The organism is Mucilaginibacter sp. P2_A5 (genome assembly GCF_056404995.1).
The window spans coordinates 1-18069 of the sequence record NZ_JBFUCY010000008.1 but is presented as its reverse complement, the minus strand read 5'-3'; the positions used below and the strand labels follow the sequence as shown (position 1 = coordinate 18069).

12 protein-coding genes and 1 rRNA gene are annotated in these 18069 nt (G+C 47.2%); 7 read left to right on the top strand and 6 right to left on the bottom strand.

The features are described from left to right. Positions 1-195 precede the first annotated feature (195 nt). The 3 genes from AC1DXF_RS08505 to AC1DXF_RS08495 form a co-directional block, all read right to left on the bottom strand. The gene (locus AC1DXF_RS08505) at positions 196-2868 is read right to left on the bottom strand and encodes a TonB-dependent receptor (protein WP_477447880.1); all 2673 of its coding nucleotides are present in this window, start codon (positions 2866-2868) and stop codon (positions 196-198) included. After that, the gene (locus AC1DXF_RS08500) at positions 2865-3800 is read right to left on the bottom strand and encodes a GLPGLI family protein (RefSeq protein ID WP_477447879.1); all 936 of its coding nucleotides are present in this window, start codon (positions 3798-3800) and stop codon (positions 2865-2867) included. The genes AC1DXF_RS08505 and AC1DXF_RS08500 overlap by 4 nt, the downstream gene beginning before the upstream one ends. A gap of 240 nt (positions 3801-4040) precedes the next feature. After that, positions 4041-4808, bottom strand: coding sequence for a DeoR/GlpR family DNA-binding transcription regulator (locus AC1DXF_RS08495; RefSeq protein WP_477447878.1), 768 nt, complete (start codon positions 4806-4808; stop codon positions 4041-4043). A 123-nt stretch (positions 4809-4931) separates the two neighbouring features. On the opposite strand from AC1DXF_RS08495, the gene AC1DXF_RS08490 reads away from it, so the two are divergent. From AC1DXF_RS08490 to AC1DXF_RS08470, 5 genes are all read left to right on the top strand, one after another. Continuing rightward, positions 4932-6506, top strand: coding sequence for a glycerol-3-phosphate dehydrogenase/oxidase (locus AC1DXF_RS08490; protein WP_477447877.1), 1575 nt, complete (start codon positions 4932-4934; stop codon positions 6504-6506). A gap of 308 nt (positions 6507-6814) precedes the next feature. Next, positions 6815-8311: a glycerol kinase GlpK gene (gene glpK / locus AC1DXF_RS08485; RefSeq protein WP_477447876.1), complete on the top strand. Its 1497-nt coding sequence runs from the start codon at positions 6815-6817 to the stop codon at positions 8309-8311. 115 nt (positions 8312-8426) lie between these two features. Continuing rightward, on the top strand, positions 8427-9155 hold the full coding sequence (locus AC1DXF_RS08480; protein ID WP_477447875.1) for an MIP/aquaporin family protein: 729 nt from the start codon (positions 8427-8429) through the stop codon (positions 9153-9155). A gap of 1058 nt (positions 9156-10213) precedes the next feature. Next, positions 10214-10861, top strand: coding sequence for a hypothetical protein (locus AC1DXF_RS08475; protein WP_477447874.1), 648 nt, complete (start codon positions 10214-10216; stop codon positions 10859-10861). Between the two features lie 696 nt (positions 10862-11557). After that, positions 11558-12391, top strand: a complete 834-nt coding sequence (locus AC1DXF_RS08470) for a DUF6602 domain-containing protein (RefSeq protein WP_477447873.1) — start codon at positions 11558-11560, stop codon at positions 12389-12391. A gap of 308 nt (positions 12392-12699) precedes the next feature. Here the strand turns inward: AC1DXF_RS08470 and AC1DXF_RS08465 are convergent, their stop codons facing one another. After that, positions 12700-13467: a PD-(D/E)XK nuclease domain-containing protein gene (locus AC1DXF_RS08465; protein ID WP_477447872.1), complete on the bottom strand. Its 768-nt coding sequence runs from the start codon at positions 13465-13467 to the stop codon at positions 12700-12702. 822 nt (positions 13468-14289) lie between these two features. On the opposite strand from AC1DXF_RS08465, the gene AC1DXF_RS08460 reads away from it, so the two are divergent. Together AC1DXF_RS08460 and AC1DXF_RS08455 are read left to right on the top strand one after the other, a co-directional pair. Beyond that, on the top strand, positions 14290-15375 hold the full coding sequence (locus AC1DXF_RS08460) for an AAA family ATPase (RefSeq protein WP_477447871.1): 1086 nt from the start codon (positions 14290-14292) through the stop codon (positions 15373-15375). A 751-nt stretch (positions 15376-16126) separates the two neighbouring features. Then, entirely contained in the window at positions 16127-17185 is a 1059-nt protein-coding gene (locus tag AC1DXF_RS08455; protein WP_477447870.1) for a DUF6371 domain-containing protein, read from the top strand. Between the two features lie 181 nt (positions 17186-17366). Here the strand turns inward: AC1DXF_RS08455 and AC1DXF_RS08450 are convergent, their stop codons facing one another. Together AC1DXF_RS08450 and rrf are read right to left on the bottom strand one after the other, a co-directional pair. After that, complete coding sequence (locus AC1DXF_RS08450) at positions 17367-17555, bottom strand: hypothetical protein (RefSeq protein WP_477447869.1); 189 nt, start codon at positions 17553-17555, stop codon at positions 17367-17369. A 305-nt stretch (positions 17556-17860) separates the two neighbouring features. Then, positions 17861-17972 (bottom strand): 5S ribosomal RNA (gene rrf, locus AC1DXF_RS08445). Between the last annotated feature and the right edge of the window lie 97 nt (positions 17973-18069).

Genomic DNA, 18069 nt, shown 5'->3' with positions numbered 1-18069 from the left:
CCTGGCCCCCCGCTTCTACCAGCGGGAGGGACACGCCATAATACGAACATCTCAATTAAGACGGCGGTATCAATAATTTCGAATAATGAATTTTTAATATCGAACACCGAACTTTCTCATTCATTATTCGATATTGGACATTCAGTGTTCGATATTTATCGTAAGCTTATTCTCAAACCCGATAATCCTTCCCTATCACAAATTAAACATCACCTTTGCCAACATCATTCTGCCCGGAATGCTGTAAGTGCTTGACGTAAACACATTGGCCGACAAATACAGCGAGGTATAGTTTTTTACGTTGAACAGGTTTTGGGCCGTAAGCTGTACATCTATTTTGGGCTTGCTGAATTTGTAGCGAACTGATGCATCGGCAAAAAAGTATTTAAGATCATTGGCCTGTTGCTGGTGGGTGTAATAATGATCGGCCGCCAGGTTAAACTGCAGGGTATTAAGCGGATTATATTCGATAGCGGCGGTTTGGATAAGCCGCTGAAATTTGCTGCTGCCGGCAACCGCCGTTGATTTGCTGGTGGTTTGGCTGTAATTGGCCTTGTAGCTTAAGTTAACTTTACTGCTCAGTTTGCTTTCGGCACCCACATTCAGCGTTTCGCCTACTGTACTGAAGGGCAGTATAAGTCCGTTTTGCAGCTGGTTTAGCCGGGCGGTTTGCCAGGAAGCCCCGGCGCTGAAAGTGGTTTGCAAATCGAAATTATACTTGCTGATGTAGCCGCTTACCGCCCAGGCGTCCGTTTTATTATCATAAGGCAGCACCACCCGTTGCTGCAGGTTATTAGTTAATGTGCTGGACGCAATATTGTTGGCGTAAATATGGCTGTAATTAACATTCAGGCTAAAAAAGAAAAGCGTAATGGCTTTGCGGTAGTTAAAGCCCAGGCCGGCATTTTGGCTCTGGCGCTCGGTAAGTGCGGCGCTGTTGGCATATAGGGTGCGGTAGTTGGTAAGTATGTAGCCCCGGTACACATCCTGAATGCTGCCAATGTTATTGCGCAGGCCGTAGTTTAGGGTAAGGTAGTTTTCAATCCCGGTTTGGTATTTTACATACAGCCGCGGGTTAAAGTACAGGCGGTTAAGGCTGTTGTTTAGCTGGTAATAATCATCGCTGTAATGGGTTTGCTGCCAGCTCAGGGGCAGGTTTACCTTTATATTCAGGATTTTGCCGGGGATGTCATAATCGGCTTCGGCATAGGCTTTATTGCGGCTCCAGCTTAAGCTGTTGCGGGTACTATCGCCAACCGGGTTTACCGCGTTGTTTTGTTGCGTGGCCGAAAGCCAGGAGCTTAACGTTTGCGATTGGCTGCTAAACCCCGTCTTATAACTTTGGGTTACATATTGCCCCGGTACTTTGTAAGCCAGGTAATTGTTGGTAAACCAGGTAGGGATATTTACAGTTTGGGTAAGCAACGAATAATCAACACCGTTGTTAAATATACCTGGGTTAAGATTAGGCTCTATAACCCGGTTCTCGGGCTCGGATGTGCGGTTAATGTAGCTATAAACCTCCATAATTTTATTGGTTTTGAAGGTTTTCATCAGGTTGAACTCGTTGGAGAAATCGAACAAATTATCTTTAAACGTTTGGTTTACCGGTACGCCATTACTCACCAGGCCGGAATACGAGGTATTGCGGTTATAATCCATTGCCAGGTTATCGTTCAGGTAATATTTGCTTTGGTTAACGTTTAGCGTAAACTGGGTATGGATTAAATCGGGGCGCCATTTGTTGTTTTGCTTTTCGGTATAGCGGATGGTATCACCGGGCAGGTAAACCTCGCTCAGGCGGCTGTAATCCTGGTGCTGGCTATCGCGCAGGTATGATACATTGGCCCGCAGCTGCACATCTTTTTTCAGGTTAACCAGGTTATTGAGGTTAAGGATACCCGATTGGTTAAACAAGTACCTGTTGCGCGGCAAATCCGGGTCGCCTGCGGTGCCAAGCGAGAGCACCGTACCAGGCTTATCATTATCCAACTGCTGCATCCTGTTGGCCGAGTTGTGCGATACCAGGTCGCCGGCTACATCATAGCCCGTATTGTTGCCGCGCAGGTAATTAATAGCCTTGTATTTATCCTTAAACATCATAGCGTTCAGGTCTTCATCGTACTTTTTTGGCAGGCCCGCGCCTATCGTTTCCTGGCCTATCAGCTGTAGTTTGGCATCTTTTTTTATGGTGAGGTTAAGGGCCACATCCTCGCTTACTACCTTATCGCGCAGCATTTTTACAGGCTGATGGTTTTCCATTACCTGCACCTGGTCAACCACCCCATGCGGAATGGTACCGGTGGCAATGTTGTATTTATCATCCAGCAAATTATCGCCGCCTATGTACAGGTTGGATATAGCCTTGCCGTTGTAACTTATTTTGCCATCCTTAGCTACCTCAATGCCCGGCAGTTTTTTAATTACATCGCCAATAACCCTATCCTGCGGGCTGCTAAAATCCGATACCTTGTAACTGGTAGTATCGCCGCTAACCCGCAGCCGTGGCCGCTTATTTTTTATGGTAACCCCCTGCAGCTGATGCACCGCGCCTGCAAGCTTAAAGTTGTAGGGTGTTGTAAAGTTGTTTATTTGTAGCCCCGCCTTTTTAAAGCCTATGCAACTGGCCTCCAAAGTAAGGCCGCTTTTATCGGCAGTCGCCGGGATGTTAAGGCTGTACAAGCCGTTGGCATCGCTGGTAGTGTAGGCGATAATAAGGCTGGCGCTGTTTTTAAGGTTGATGCCGGCGTAGCTTATTGGCTTGCCCAGGCTATCAGTTACTTGGCCTTTGATGCTTTGGCCAAGGCATACCATGCCCATGAGCATCCAAAATATGAATACCCCGGCGCTTTTATATAGCCTGCTCATTTCTTTTCGGGCAATTCTAAAGGATTATTGATCACCGGGCCCGGGCCTATATTTATCCGCACCTGGTCGCCGCCGCCTGGCCCGCCTGGACGCATCCCCCCGCCCGCGCCGGCCATAGCCGATTGTGCAAAAGCGTTAGGGTCCTTACGCATAGCGGCCTCTAAGTTTTTAAATTCCTTTTCGGTAGTTTTAACGGCGTCAGTTGGCAGGGCTATTACATTGGGATCGTCGTTGGCATCGTCCATACCAATCATTTTAACCGTCATGCCGCCTGGGGGCGGGGTTTCGGCAACTGGTTTGGTACTACTGGTTACTTCTTCAAGCCCGTCAAACTTAAACACTACCTCTTTATTAGTATCATAAGCCTCCACAATTAAGCCAGGCAGGCCGTTCAGCTTCCATGGCCCGGTATGAAAAGGCAAATCGGGGCAAAACCAGGCTGTATAATCGCGGCCCTTAAAGTGCCCTGTAGCCTTCTGGCAATGCAAGCCCGAAAAGCTGGCCGTATCGGCGCTTATCTTCCAGTCAATCACCGGCATGGGCTCTTCAATCATATACGGGGTTATCAGCCGCTCCTTACGTACCAGTTTGTGTTGCAGCGGAAACTGGTAAAACTCGTTCCGGGTGGTAGGCGCGCCGCCGGTTACTTTAATATTAATGCGTCCGCCATTGCCCTTTTGCTCGGCCATCTGGTCGGCAACCTGCTTTTTCATCAGGGCCTCCTGCAACTTGCGGTCGTAACTTTTATAAGCGCTGGAAGTTGCGCCCACAAACAACACCATATTTTCGGTATATGGCTTATCGCGGTGCGCAGTATCCCGCAGGTGCGAAAACTTGTAATGTACAATAGCCCTGGCGGTATCGGGCTTTTGCGCTTGTGCCCCACCAGCAAGGCCAAGCAGGCAGGCTAAAGAGAGTATCGTTTTTTTCATGATGGTTATAAGGTTATATCTGTTTTTTTATAATTACAGATCAAATATAACTAACAGAATAGTTAAACTACGAAACTTTCGTAGAATTAACAAATTTTAACAATTGGGCTATCGTTCATTGGTTCACTGGTTCATTAGTTCATTGGTGGATAGTTGGATAGCTGATCGGCGTAGTATTCTTTTAGCTCGAAATCCCGCGCTTCAAAAATCTTGATACCTGATACTTGCTACTTGATACTTCTACCCTACCACCGTAACAGCTATCCCCTTTTCCTGTAGTATTTTCAGCATAGCGGCACTGATGCCGCTATCGGTAATAATATGTTGCACCTGGTCTAAAGGACAAATTTTCCCCAAGCCGCGTTTTCCAAATTTGGTGCTGTCGGCCAGTACCACTACGGTTTGGGCGGCCTCTATCATTTTTTGGTTTAGGCGGGCTTCCATCAAATTAGTGGTGGTAAGGCCAATTTCGGGGTCGATGCCGTCGACACCTAAAAAAAGCATGCTGCATGCCATATCCTGCAGCATTATTTCGGAGTATGATCCCGTTACCGATGATGATGAACTGCGCAACTGGCCGCCTAACTGAATTACCTCTACATTGGCGTGTTGTGATAGCTCGATAGCCACATTAAGGGCCGATGTGATCACCGTTAAATGCTTGCCAGCATTAATTGACCGCGCCAGGGCCAGCATGGTAGTACCCGAGGCAATAATGATAGAATCGTTATGACCAATAAGCGTGGCGGCGGCTAAGCCTATCTGCTGCTTTTCGGTGGCATTTAGCTTTTCCTTTTCGGCAACGGGCCTGTCGTTTGTATAGGGGTTGCTTTTGGTGGCGCCACCATGCGTACGGAATAATAGCTTTTTATCCTCCAAAAGTTTCAGGTCCTTTCGGATGGTTACTTCCGAAACATTTAATTGCTTACTCAGCTCCTGTACGTTTACAAAGCCGCCGTCTTCCAGTTGCCGGAGTATAATTTTATGCCTGTCGGTGTTTTTATTCATAACAAACAAAAATAAGTAAAAAACCGGCGCGGGATAAATTGAAACAAAAAATAAGTTTCGATTTGTTATTTTATATTTCGATATTGTATATTTGAAGCGAATTCGAAATACAACAGAATAAAAATGAGTATTTTCAAAAGAGATTCCATTTTGCAATCCATTCATGATCAGGATAAAGTTTGGGATATCGTTATCATTGGAGGTGGCGCAACCGGCCTTGGCGCCGCGGTCGACGCAGCCTCGAGAGGGCTATCAACCCTACTACTAGAACAGGCCGACTTTGCCAAAGGCACATCCAGCCGCGCAACCAAACTGGTGCATGGCGGCGTACGTTACCTGGCGCAAGGCGATATCGGCCTGGTGCGCGAAGCCCTGCACGAGCGGGGTTTACTGTTAAAGAACGCCCCGCACCTGGTAAAAAACGAAAGCTTCATTATTCCTAATTACAGCTGGTTTGATGGCGTATTTTACACCATCGGCTTAACCATATATGATTTACTGGCCGGCAAGCTGGGCTTTGGCAGGGCAAAACACATCTCCAAAAAAGAAACCATAAGCAGGCTACCGGGAATTGAAGACAAAGGCCTGCACGGCGGCGTAGTATACCACGATGGCCAGTTTGATGATTCGCGGCTGGCTATCAACCTGGCGCAAACCGCTTTGGAGCAGGGCGCCACCGTGTTAAATTATTTTAAAGTTACCGGGCTGATAAAAGATGGCAACCACAAAATAGCAGGCGTTGATGCCATGGATACCGAAACCGGGCTTAGTTATAACTTAAAAGCCAAAACCGTTATTAACGCCACCGGGGTTTTTGTTGATGATGTGCTTAAAATGGATGTGCCCGATAAAAAGCCTTTGGTAAGGCCAAGCCAGGGCGTGCACCTGGTGCTCGACAGGCGCTTTATGCCCGGCGAGGATGCCATCATGATCCCCAAAACCGAGGATGGCCGGGTCCTGTTTGTTGTGCCCTGGCATAACAAGCTTTTGGTAGGCACCACCGATACCCCTATTGACGAACATAGCCTGGAGCCGGTAGCCCTTGATGCCGAAATTGATTTTATTTTGCGCACCGCAGCTAAGTACCTGAAAAATGCACCCACCCGTGCCGATGTGTTAAGCGTTTTCGCAGGCTTACGGCCATTGGCAGCCCCGCAGGATGATTCATCCAACACAAAAGAGATTTCGCGCAGCCATAAGCTTATTGTTTCTCAATCGGGGCTTATCACCATAACCGGGGGCAAGTGGACCACCTATCGTAAAATGGGCGAGGATACCATCAATAAAGCAATAGAGGTGGGCAAATTACCAAACAAACCTTGCCATACGGCGGGTTTATCCATCCATGGCAGCAGGCCAAATCCCGACAGGAGCAATCATATGTACGTTTATGGCGATGATATGGAAAAGGTACTGGCCCTAACCGATGAGGATAGTGATTGGAAAAACCCGGTACACCCGGATGATGAATACACCAAAGGCGAGGTGATCTGGTCGGTACGGCACGAGATGGCGCGCACCGTTGAGGATATACTGGCCCGCCGTACCCGTGTATTGTTTTTAAATGCGCGGCTGGCCATGGCCATGGCCCCGAAGGTTGCCCGGCTGATGGCCGAAGAATTAAATAAAGATACCGAATGGCAAACAGAACAGGTAAAAGCCTTTAATAAGGTGGCCGGAAATTATATATTAGCATAGAAAAGAATCAAGAGTTAAGAATCAAGAGTCAAGACGGGAAAAAAGCCGGGCATGAGGAAGAATCAAGAATCAAGAATTAAGACAAGGGAAAAAGCCGGGCGTGAGGAAGAGTCAAGAATCAAGAGTCAAGACGAGGAAAAAAGCCGGGCGTGAGAAAGAATCAAGAGTCAAGATAAAAAAAAGTGAGGCGGATAGGGATTGATTTAACAGATTACCCGGAACATCACCATAAACAAACAGCTTTTCTCTTGATTCTTGACTCTTGATTCTTGACTCTATTTCAACCAACAATTATAAATACCTAAATAATGGAAGAATACATTTTGGCCCTTGACCAGGGGACAACCAGTTCGAGGGCGATCATATTTGATCATGCGGGGCAAATTATAGCGCTGTCGCAAAAAGAATTCAAACAATATTTCCCAAAACCGGGCTGGGTTGAGCATGACCCGAACGAGATCTGGTCGACCCAGGCAGGTGTTGCCGCCGAGGCTACCGTTAAGGCGGGGCTTAATGGCAAAAACATTAAAGCCATAGGCATTACCAACCAGCGCGAAACCACCATTGTATGGAACCGCGAAACCGGCGAAGCCATTTACAACGCCATAGTTTGGCAGGACAGGCGCACCGCGGCTTACTGCGATAAATTGAAGCAGGATGGCCATAGTGATATGATCCGCTCCAAAACCGGGCTGGTAATAGATGCCTATTTTTCGGGCTCCAAAATAAAATGGATCCTGGATAATGTGGATGGCGCCCGGGCGCTGGGCGATGCAGGTAAACTGGCCTTTGGCACGGTTGATAGCTGGCTGGTATGGAAATTTACCCGCGGCCAGGTGCATGTTACCGATGTAACCAATGCCAGCCGTACCATGCTGTTCAACATCCGCACCCAGCAATGGGACGATGAACTGCTGCAGCTGCTGGATATCCCCAAAAGCATGCTGCCCGAAGTAAAACAATCAAGCGAGGTTTATGGCGAAACGGCCACCACCATATTCGCCAGCAAAATACCCATTGCGGGCATAGCCGGCGATCAGCATGCCGCGCTGTTTGGGCAAATGTGTATTGATAAGGCCATGGTTAAAAATACTTATGGCACCGGTTGTTTTATGCTGATGAACATTGGCGATCAATTTATCGAATCAAAAAACAACCTGCTTACTACCATCGCATGGAAAATTAATGGCCGGGTGCAGTACGCCTTTGAAGGCAGCATATTTATTGGCGGCGCCGTAGTACAATGGCTGCGCGATGGCTTAGGCATCATCAAAACATCGGCCGATGTAGAGCAGTTGGCCAACAGCGTTAAAGATACCGGCGGCGTATTTTTCGTGCCCGCTTTTGCCGGCCTTGGCGCCCCTTACTGGGACCCTGAAGCCAGGGGCACCATAGTTGGTCTTACAAGGGGTACCACTGCCGGCCACCTGGCGCGGGCCGCCCTGGCATCCATAGCCTACCAAACTATGGATGTGCTAAAAGCCATGGAGGCCGATGCCGGCATGCCCATTAAAGAGCTGCGGGTAGATGGCGGCGCAACGGCCAACGATTTGCTGATGCAGTACCAGGCCGATGTATTGAATTGTAAAGTAATAAGGCCAAACGTGGTAGAAACCACTGCTTTAGGCGCGGCCTACCTTGCCGGCCTGGCAGTAGGTTTTTGGAAAGATGTAGCCGAAATACAGCAACTCTGGCAATCCGAAAAGGAATTTATCCCGGCCGGTAACCCGGAGGATATTAAAGCGGATATTGAAGGCTGGGAAAGGGCCATTCATGCGGCTAAGAGCTGGGCCGGTAAAGGCTAAAAGCGAAAGGCAGAAAGCAGAAAGCCTGGAAGCAGATGGATTACGGCAGGCTGATGCGCCTGGAATAATTTATGATAACCTGTTACCAATTATTTAAACCTATAAATTTTATACCATGTCTCCATTTATTGCCGAACTGATTGGCACCATGTTACTCATACTTTTAGGCGATGGCGTTGTGGCCAACGTAGTATTAAAAGATACCAAGGGAAATAACAGCGGCTGGATAGTTATTACCACGGCCTGGGGCCTGGCCGTATTTGTGGGCGTGGTGGTGGCCGGGCCCTACAGCGGGGCTCACCTTAATCCCGCGGTTACCATAGCGCTGGCTATAGCGGGTAAGTTTGCCTGGGCGCAGGTGCCGTTGTATATAGCCGCGCAGTTTTTAGGCGCCATGATAGGTTCGTTCCTGGTGTGGGTAATGTATTATGATCATTTTAAACGCACCAATGATCCGGCGGCTATACTGGCCGTGTTTTGCACCGGCCCGGCAGTGCGTAATTACATCTCGAACATTACCAGCGAAGTTATTGGCGCTTTTGTGCTGTTGTTTACCATATTTTACATTTCGGGTGCGCAAATTGTGCCTACAAATACGCCAATAGGCCTCGGCTCCGTTGGCGCTATACCGGTGGCATTACTGGTATGGGTAATAGGCCTATCGCTGGGCGGCACCACCGGCTACGCCATTAACCCCTGCCGCGACCTTGGCCCCCGCATCATGCACATGATACTCCCCATCAAAAACAAAGGCACCAGCGATTGGCCCTACGCCTGGATCCCCGTTTTAGGCCCCATAGCAGGCGCAGCCATAGCTGCGGTCGTGTATTTATGGATAAGGTAAAAAGGCTACAGTACTGAAAGGATGACATGCCAGCCGCAGTAACAATATCAACAAGGGCGAAGGATAAAAATATTCGCCGCCCGGTTGTATGTTACCCGTGAATATACTTCGGGTTTCTGCGACATTATAACGAAAAACAGGTTTATTGCACAAAGTGCAGGTATATAACAAACCCTCCACCAATCAACAATTCCAGTCTATCCAACCATCCACCAATGAACCAATGAACTAATGAACCAGTGAACCAATGAACTAAAATGGCGTTGCCTGCGGCCCGTGCTGTACGTTCATACGCGCACAAGGCATTAGGCGCTGGGCCGGTATCCACTTCCATCACTAACGTGGGCTTGGGAGGATAATGACGGGCGTTGAAGTTATTTTAAAGCATCGTGATTTGCATGCGGGCCACAAGGGAGACCCTTGCGGCAACGGAGGGATCCCGAGGGTGTTGTAAAACGATGGCATTAGGTTTCCGATGAGCCGTCTCTTCAGGTTCCTCTACGAGAGAACCTGAGGAGACGGCAATTGTATTACCACCATCAATTTGCCGGTATCGGCAATATGATCGCCCCCGTACCCCGTTATTTATGCACCATCGGTGCTACCCGTTTGTAGCAACAACGTACCCCCACGTTTTTTGCCCCGTAGCGGGCTACCTTTTCCAACACGCGGGCAACCTGCAGGGCGGCGCGGTAGCACCTACGGCGCACAAATCATTTTTGTAATCGGGGCTACAAACGGGTAGCACCTATGGCGCAGGCTGCGAAGGAGGGATTTTTTCTTTTGAATTAAAATCTGTCCGTCCGCAAGGTATGCCGCCACTCCAACCGACAAATCCGGACACATCATCCATTTCCTTCAGCACTCATTCACCCTTTTAGTTATAAGCATTATTGTGCTATACGTTTGGAATTGCTAAAAATATTAGTATATTTGTAGCGTGTGTTGGTAAATAATGCACCACCTTTTTTTGCCCCAATCTTCGGGCTTAGTACGCAGGCATGGCCGGTACGCCAAAATCAAACAACAAGCAACAAACAATTAAATTTTTTATACACATGAGTACACTTAAATTAGCCCACATGGGCGTAAGCAGTTTAAACGGTATTGGTACCGAAATTAACTTTGGCTGCCACGACTACCTGTTAGATTACGACTTTATTGTAGTAAGCGCCACCGCAATACACGAAAGTGCCGATTTTTTACTGGAAGACATGGATGCCGACCACGACCGCGCACTGGCCTTTTTAACCAAACGCAGCCAGGATTTAAAAGATTTTTACCACCACGGCGGCACACTGGTGTTACTGCTCGACGAGGAGCCCATTATCCAGCGCATGGAATACGTACCCGAGTTTGGTTACGGCAAACTGATAGATGTGCTAAGCACCCGCCCTGCAAAAATCAATTACATTATACAACACGGCACCAACGTGCAGCACCACCCCATAGCCAGCCCCCTTGCCGATACGGTAGATGTTTATTTTAAAGCCATCCTGAACCATAGCGGCACCAATACCCTGCTGCGTACCCAGCGCACCAAACAGCCCATAAGTTACCATTGCCGGGTAGATAAAGGCTTCTTTTTAACCCTGCCCGACATTGCTTTTAAAAACCCCGACAACCCCGATGCCCCCGCCGAAGTGCTTGCCCAGGTGCTTAGCATTTGCCAAACCCTTAAACAACACAAATTGCAGTTAGCATAAACAACACAAAGGCCGCGGTTAATGCGGCCTTTGTGCGTAATGAGGTGTCCGTCCGTCCAGGGGGAAGGGTGTGTGGTTGGGTGGGTGGACGGGGTTTAATGTTGCCTATCTCCATTATGTCATTGTGAGGTACGAAGCAATCTCCTGGCTGTGCATGGTGGTTATGCATGGGCGTATACCATCCCCACCATGTCATTGCGAGGTACGAAGCAATCTCCTGGCTATGCATGGCGACTATGCCTGGCGTATACTTAGCATGAGTACCACAAGGGTGGACCCTTGCGGTAGCGGGAGTCCGTCCGTCTGTGGGTGTAGGTGTGTGGTTGGGTTGGCGGACAAGGTTTAACGTTACCTATCCCCACTATGTCATTGCGAGGTACGAAGCAATCTCCTGGCTATCCATGGCGGTTATGCATGGCGTATACCATCCCCACCATGTCATTGCGAGGTACGAAGCAATCTCCTGGCTGTGCATGGTGGCTATGCTTGGCGTATACTTAACATGAGTACCACAAGGGTGGACCCTTGCGGTAGCGGGAGCCAGCGTTCAAAGCCAATGTTTGTATAAAACCGAATACGAAGCAATCTCCGGGCTATGCGTGGCGTATACTTAGTATACGGGACACAAGGGTTAAAATAAATCAAATTTTATCGGTGTGTTTATTTAAATTTAAGGACAAAAGGACTTCAGAAAACATGAACGAAATTATAAGGAATCTTTCAATCCAAAACTATCTTAATTTGAAGTCCCAGTTTGACAACTCGAAAAAGATCTTTTGGGATGAGAAGAAAAACAAATTATTTCATCCAGGGGAATATGGTTCGTACCGGGAGCAAATAGTTACCAATTGGTTAAAGATGTACACTCCTGAAAGATTCGGGATGTCGAGTGGCTTTATCATTAATTCTACTGGCGCGATAAGTTCTCAATGTGATATTATTATCTATGATAAATTTGTAGCGCCCAAAATTGAAAATTCAGATCAGCAGAGATTTTTTCCAGTTGAATGTGTTGTGGCTGCTTGCGAAGTGAAATCGACAATCAAATCAATAAACGAATTAAATTCGCACCTCAATAAGTTAGCTAAAGTAAAAAAGCTGAGAATCGATGTTGTCGACCCTGTCGCTTCTTCAAGATATTTTAATAGCCCTCTAAATCCAACACTTAATAGTTTTGATAACATTTTCACTATGATTATATGTAATAATTTCGGTTTTAAATTCGATAAGAAGAATATTGACTATAAAAGCACATCCCCACATCTACGACACAATTTGGTTTTAAGTCTTGAGAACGGTTGTTTACTGTATAAGGAAGTACGAAACGCAACAACTGAAACCCTGATAAACATACCTTTCAAGGAGAATAAACAATTTGAAAATTATTTTATAGAAGCCTCCGATGACGAATTACCTGCCCACGTAAAAAATTTTTTAAATCAATATTGTTCTGGAATAGGTTTAACAACGGTACTTTCAGCTGATATGAGCCATTATTTCTTAAACGATATAGAATTGTTGAGAAGTTGAGGTTGATTTGTATTGGCCAGCAAGTTGCGCTTTGTTCGCGTTGACATCAACAAATTTTGGCGCGGCTTTAACGCATTATTAAATACTTCCTTAATCGATCAACTTTGGCTCGTCCGGGATAACTCAAGAAGCAGGTAAAGCTATATAAAAGCTTTTCTATTTGTAAACAGTATTTAAACCGGGCTGTGCATGGCGTATACTTAGCATGGTGACCACAAGGGTGGCCCCTTGCGGTAGCGAGTGTATACTTAGCATGAGTACCACAAGGGTGCCCTTGCGGTAGCTGGGGAAACGCAGGGTTAGTTGAATTAATGATCAGGCTTGATAATTATTTCAACTGTAAACTTCTCATCTTCAGAGTTTAGATCATTCTGTAAACCTTGAGGGTTTAATATTCTTCCTTCAGGGTCATAAGTAAAACATATTAATCTTTTACAGTTCGGATGCGTTTGATATTTTGCTTTGTCTTCAATTAATTGTTTACCGAGTACTTTGTCGTCTAATCCAACCCTTGTCTTTTTTACCTCTATTACTATTTCCTCTTCCTTTAATAAAAAATCCATTCTTGATGAGCCTCCAGCATAGCTTGGTGTCCATTCTTCGTTGCGGATATCTTTAAAATGAAGTTTCAATAAGCTATGTAACAAATCTTGAACATCGTATTCGTCGATTACATCCAAGGTATTCCTATTATTATGCCTACTACGTAATTGAATAGCAACTGAATGAAATTTATTGAAAAGATTTGAGAGCAGTTCTTTTTTAGCAAAAGATACAATGGCGTTTTTAGGTTTGATTAACTTACAGGCATTTAAAGCACCTAACAGAATATTCTTTTGCCTTTCAAATTCATTCTCATAATTTCCTTCGACTCTTTCGGCATTGAAAAGTGTATATAATTTGCCAGGCGCACTGTTCTCGCCATAGTTTTCAGTTATAAAATCCCCAACAACAGCGCCCCAAGTTCTAAATTCAACTGAAAGCCTCCCGAAAGTTCCGTCTGAAGAGTTATAGCTGTTTTGTGCGAACACAAGCCCATTCCCCATCGCTAACAATTCTTTTATTTTTTCTTCCATATCGGTTATAGTAAGTAATAATAATTAATTTTCATCAAACCTTAAACATTTGTTTAATTACTTTCCGCATCCCTCCAGCCTTATACCCTCTCATACAAGATATTAAATACACAAATCCCTGATGCTCATTCCGGGATTTTGAATCACAGCAGATTTACCTCAGGGCCTATGTTGTCCGTCCGCTCCCCATCCCCACCATCCCCGGCCACTTCCCGACAAAATCAACTTTTTTAAAGAATATTCTTTATTTTAAAGAATTATTTGTATTATTGTAGTGAAAATAACCCTGTAGGCTTTTAAGCCTGTTCCATAAGTGTCCACCCCCGTCGGGCAATGTACTGCTCTCCCGGCGGACGGACACCACAAAACAACCATAGCTTACTGATATGTTCCCGATGAGGGGCTTATCCCTATCTATATAATATTATAGGTATTTAAAGGGGTATTTTTTTTAAAATCCCGGTCGGGATTTTTGGTTGATTGGGTGAGTGGTTGATTGGTGAATGGTTGTCTGTCGGATGCTGAAGGGGAAATGATAGTCAAAAATAAAAAACTGTCATGCTGAGTTGTAAAATTTCGGGAAATTCTGAAGGTGGAGTGACAAGCCGGCGAAAGACTTACGAAGTTTTTAAAACTTCGTAAGTCTGGGGTTTTACAACTTGTCATGGGTAGGAACGAAGCATCTATTCGCGAACTTTTCTATCGGCCATGCATAGCTGACAGATGCTTCGTACTTCAGCATCACAGCGGGAAAGATACCAGCGACTTATCCGCCAACCCACCAATGAACTAATGAACCAGTGAACCAATAAACAAACAAACATGAATCACGAATTAATGAACAATCAAAACAGTATGCAGATTAATGCTGCGCAATTAGAGTACGAAAGCCTGCAACAGTTGCAGCAAGGGCAGTTACCCGAAAATAACGACGATGTTTTAATGGTGCGCAAAGTAAGCCATTGGATGGAGCAGGCCAGCAGCAGGCCTGTACCGCTGATGCTTTTCGGCAAGTTTTGGCACCAGGGCGAGGTGTGCATTTTATTTGCCGATAGCAACCTGGGCAAAAGTATTGTAGCGGTGCAAATTGCCGATGCCATTAGCCAGGGTACCGGCGTTTATCCCTTTGATGTGGAAGCCCCTGCACAACCCGTGTTGTACTGCGATTTTGAATTGACCGACAAGCAGTTTGAAGCCCGCTACTCGGTTGATTATGCGCAGCACTATCCCTTTAACGGCAACTTTTACAGGGCCGAGCTTAACCCCGATATTGACGTGCCCGAAGGTTTTGGAGATTTTGACGACTACCTGACCTGCTCGTTAGAGCGATCTGTACTGCAAACCAACGCAAGGGTGCTTATTATTGATAACCTTACCTACCTGCGCAGCGAAACCGAGCAGGCCAAAGACGCTTTGCCGCTGATGAAGCAGCTTAAAAGCCTCAAAAATAAGTACAACCTAAGCATACTGGTTTTGGCCCACACCCCCAAGCGCGACCTTACGCAGGTAATTACCCGCAACGATTTGCAGGGCAGTAAAATGCTCATGAACTTTTGCGATAGCGCCTTTACCATTGGCGAAAGCAAGGCCGATTTTAACCTACGCTACCTGAAGCAAATTAAGCAGCGCAATACCGAGCAGGTGTATGGCGAGGGCAATGTGTGCCTGTGCAGCATAAGCAAGCCCCACAACTTTTTACAATACGAGTTTGTAGGCTTTGGGCACGAGTTGGAGCAATTAAGCAGGCCCGATAAAGCCAAGCAAGACGAGCAGATGAAAAACGCCTACGAACTTAAGCAGCAAGGCCTAAGCCTGCGTGAAGTGGGCAAAATGCTTAACATATCGCACCAAAAGGTCGACAGGCTTTACAAGCAATACATTGCCGTTAATATGCAAGCCAACGCCTAAGGCGTCCGTCCGTCCACCGGGAAGGGGTATCGGGGAATGGACGGACGGGGCAGTTAGCGTTTTATAAAGAGTCAGGAATCAAGAGTCAAGAATCGAGAGTCAAGAATCAAGAGTCAAGAATCAAGACAAAAACAGCTTCGGGAATCCATCCTCCAAAAAACTATGTCATTACGAGCGCAGCGCGGCAACCCCGTAGCCCTGCGGCAATCGGCGGGCTATGAACGCTGGCTAATACTCACCCGACGAGGCTGCGCCCGTCACCCTCTCTTCACCTGCGGTGAAAATAGGGGCTTGAACGCTGATTATCAAAACATTAAGCAGAAATAAAAAAGAAACCACTTCCAAGCCCCTCTTTCCGGCGAAGCCGAAGAGAGGGTGACAAGCGTAGCGATGTCGGGTGAGTCTTCGCCGCCATGCAATCGCCGCCCCTCCACCAATGAACTAATGAACCAGTGAACTAATGAACCTATCGGCGGGCTATGAACGCTGGCTAATACTCACCCGACGAGGCTGCGCCCGTCACCCTCTCTCTTCACCTGCGGTGGAAAGAGGGGCTTGAATGCTGATTATCAAAATATTAAGCAGGAATAAAAAACAAACCACTTCCAAGCCCCTCTTTCCGGCGAAGCCGAAGAGAGAGGGTGACAAGCGCAGCGATGTCGGGTGAGTCTTCGCCGCCATGCAATCGCCGCCCCTCCACCAATGAACTAATGAACCAGTGAACCAATGAACCAACCAATGAACCAACCAAATGAAATACAAATTACAACCTTACGCGGGCATGCAATCGCGCTACCGTTGCCCCGGCTGCAATCATCACAGCAAAAGTTTTGTGCGCTATATTGATACCCAAACAGGCCAGCAACTGCCCCCGCACATAGGCCGCTGCGGCCGGGTTGATAAATGCGGATACCACGTTAAGCCGGAGGGTCAGTTTGCAGTAGGCAGTGGGCAGTTTGCAGGCAGTTCAAAGAAAAGCTTCGGCCAACTGCCAACTGCTAACCGGAAACTGCAAACCGGCCAACTGCCAACTGCGAACCGGAAACTGCAAACCGGCCAACTGCCAACTGCTAACCGGAAACTGCAAACTGGCCAACTGCCAACTGCTAACCGGAAACTGCCAACTGATGCCGACTACTTCATTAACCCCGATTATGTACGCCTAACCCTTACTGCTTATAAGCAAAACAACTTTGTGCAGTACCTTATAATTCGACTTGGCAGGAAAACCACCCAGCAGCTGATAAAGCGTTATCACATTGGCACTCATGGCCACTGGCCGGGCGCTACCGTGTTTTGGCAGTACGATAAGGATAACTGGGTACGCACCGGCAAAATAATGCTGTACGATGCCGAAACTGGCAAGCGGGTGAAAGAACCCTTTAACCACATTACCTGGGCGCACACCGTAATTGCCAAACAACTGCAAGCCCAGGGCCAGCCCGAGTATTTTGAACTGAAGCAATGCCTTTTTGGCGAACACCTGCTTGCCGCCGAGCCGGGCAAACCTGTAGGCATAGTTGAGAGCGAGAAAACCGCCATTATAGCCAGCGCCATTTTACCGCAGTTTATATGGCTGGCCTGCGGCAGCCTGCAAGGCTTAAACGCAGCTAAATGCAGCGTGCTTAAGGGCCGCAGTGTAATGCTTTTCCCAGATGTGAATGCCTACGACAAATGGCGGCTAAAGTCGCAGGAACTAAACCGGGCCATGCCCGATACGATGTTCATGGTATCGGAAGTGCTGGAGCGTATGGCCACCGCAGCCGACAGGATGAACGGGGTGGATATTGGGGATGTGGTTTATTGGTGAAAGGAGGTGAGGGAGGCTGGCCGCTCTGTAAATTCATAGCGGTACCCGGGGACGGACGGACACCTTGCATCCCACTTTCCCTTTGAAAAAGTGTCCTGAGGTTGCATAAAAACCAATTCCAATACCTGCTCACCTGCGCAAAAAAACAATTGTTATTAAACCAATTGCGGGTGTAGGCGGTTTACAATACCCGCCTGCGCACAACAACCCTGCGCGCCACAACCGGCACAGCGGGCCGCACTACCACAACCCGCCTGCCCGGCACAACTACTACCCTGCGAACAGGTGTACGTACTACTACCCTTGTTTGCGCTTCGGCCTGCAATGCCACTCCAAAGCCGATGGCTATAAATAAAATGATCTTTTTCATGGTGCTTTTAATTTGTTGAGGTAAAGTTGCCATGAAAACATACGCCTGCAAACCCAAATAAGGGTGAGGCTGAAAAACAAGGGGGTGAAATGGCGGGGGGCGGGAGCGGTTGCCTGGCACTTGCCGGCCCCTTTGCCCCGCTGCCACCGCCTCCCCAAACTAATGCCCAATGACCAATGACAGCGCAGCGAAATGACTAATGCCAAGCGCAGCGAATGACCAATGCCAGCGCAGCGAATGACCAATGACGAAAAGTGTTAAACGCAAAAACCCCTCATCTTTAGGATGAAGGGTTTTACGATAAGATCTGGCACCGACCTACTCTCCCACGTTTTACCGCAGTACCATCGGCTCTGGCGGGCTTGACTTCTCTGTTCGGAATGGGAAGAGGTAGACACCGCCGATATAGGCACCTGAATTTCTTTTGTTAGTATTTAGTAGCTAGTATCAAGTAGCAAGATTTTATTTGCTCAAGTGATAAGTACCATTATACTTACAATACAATATTTTATTT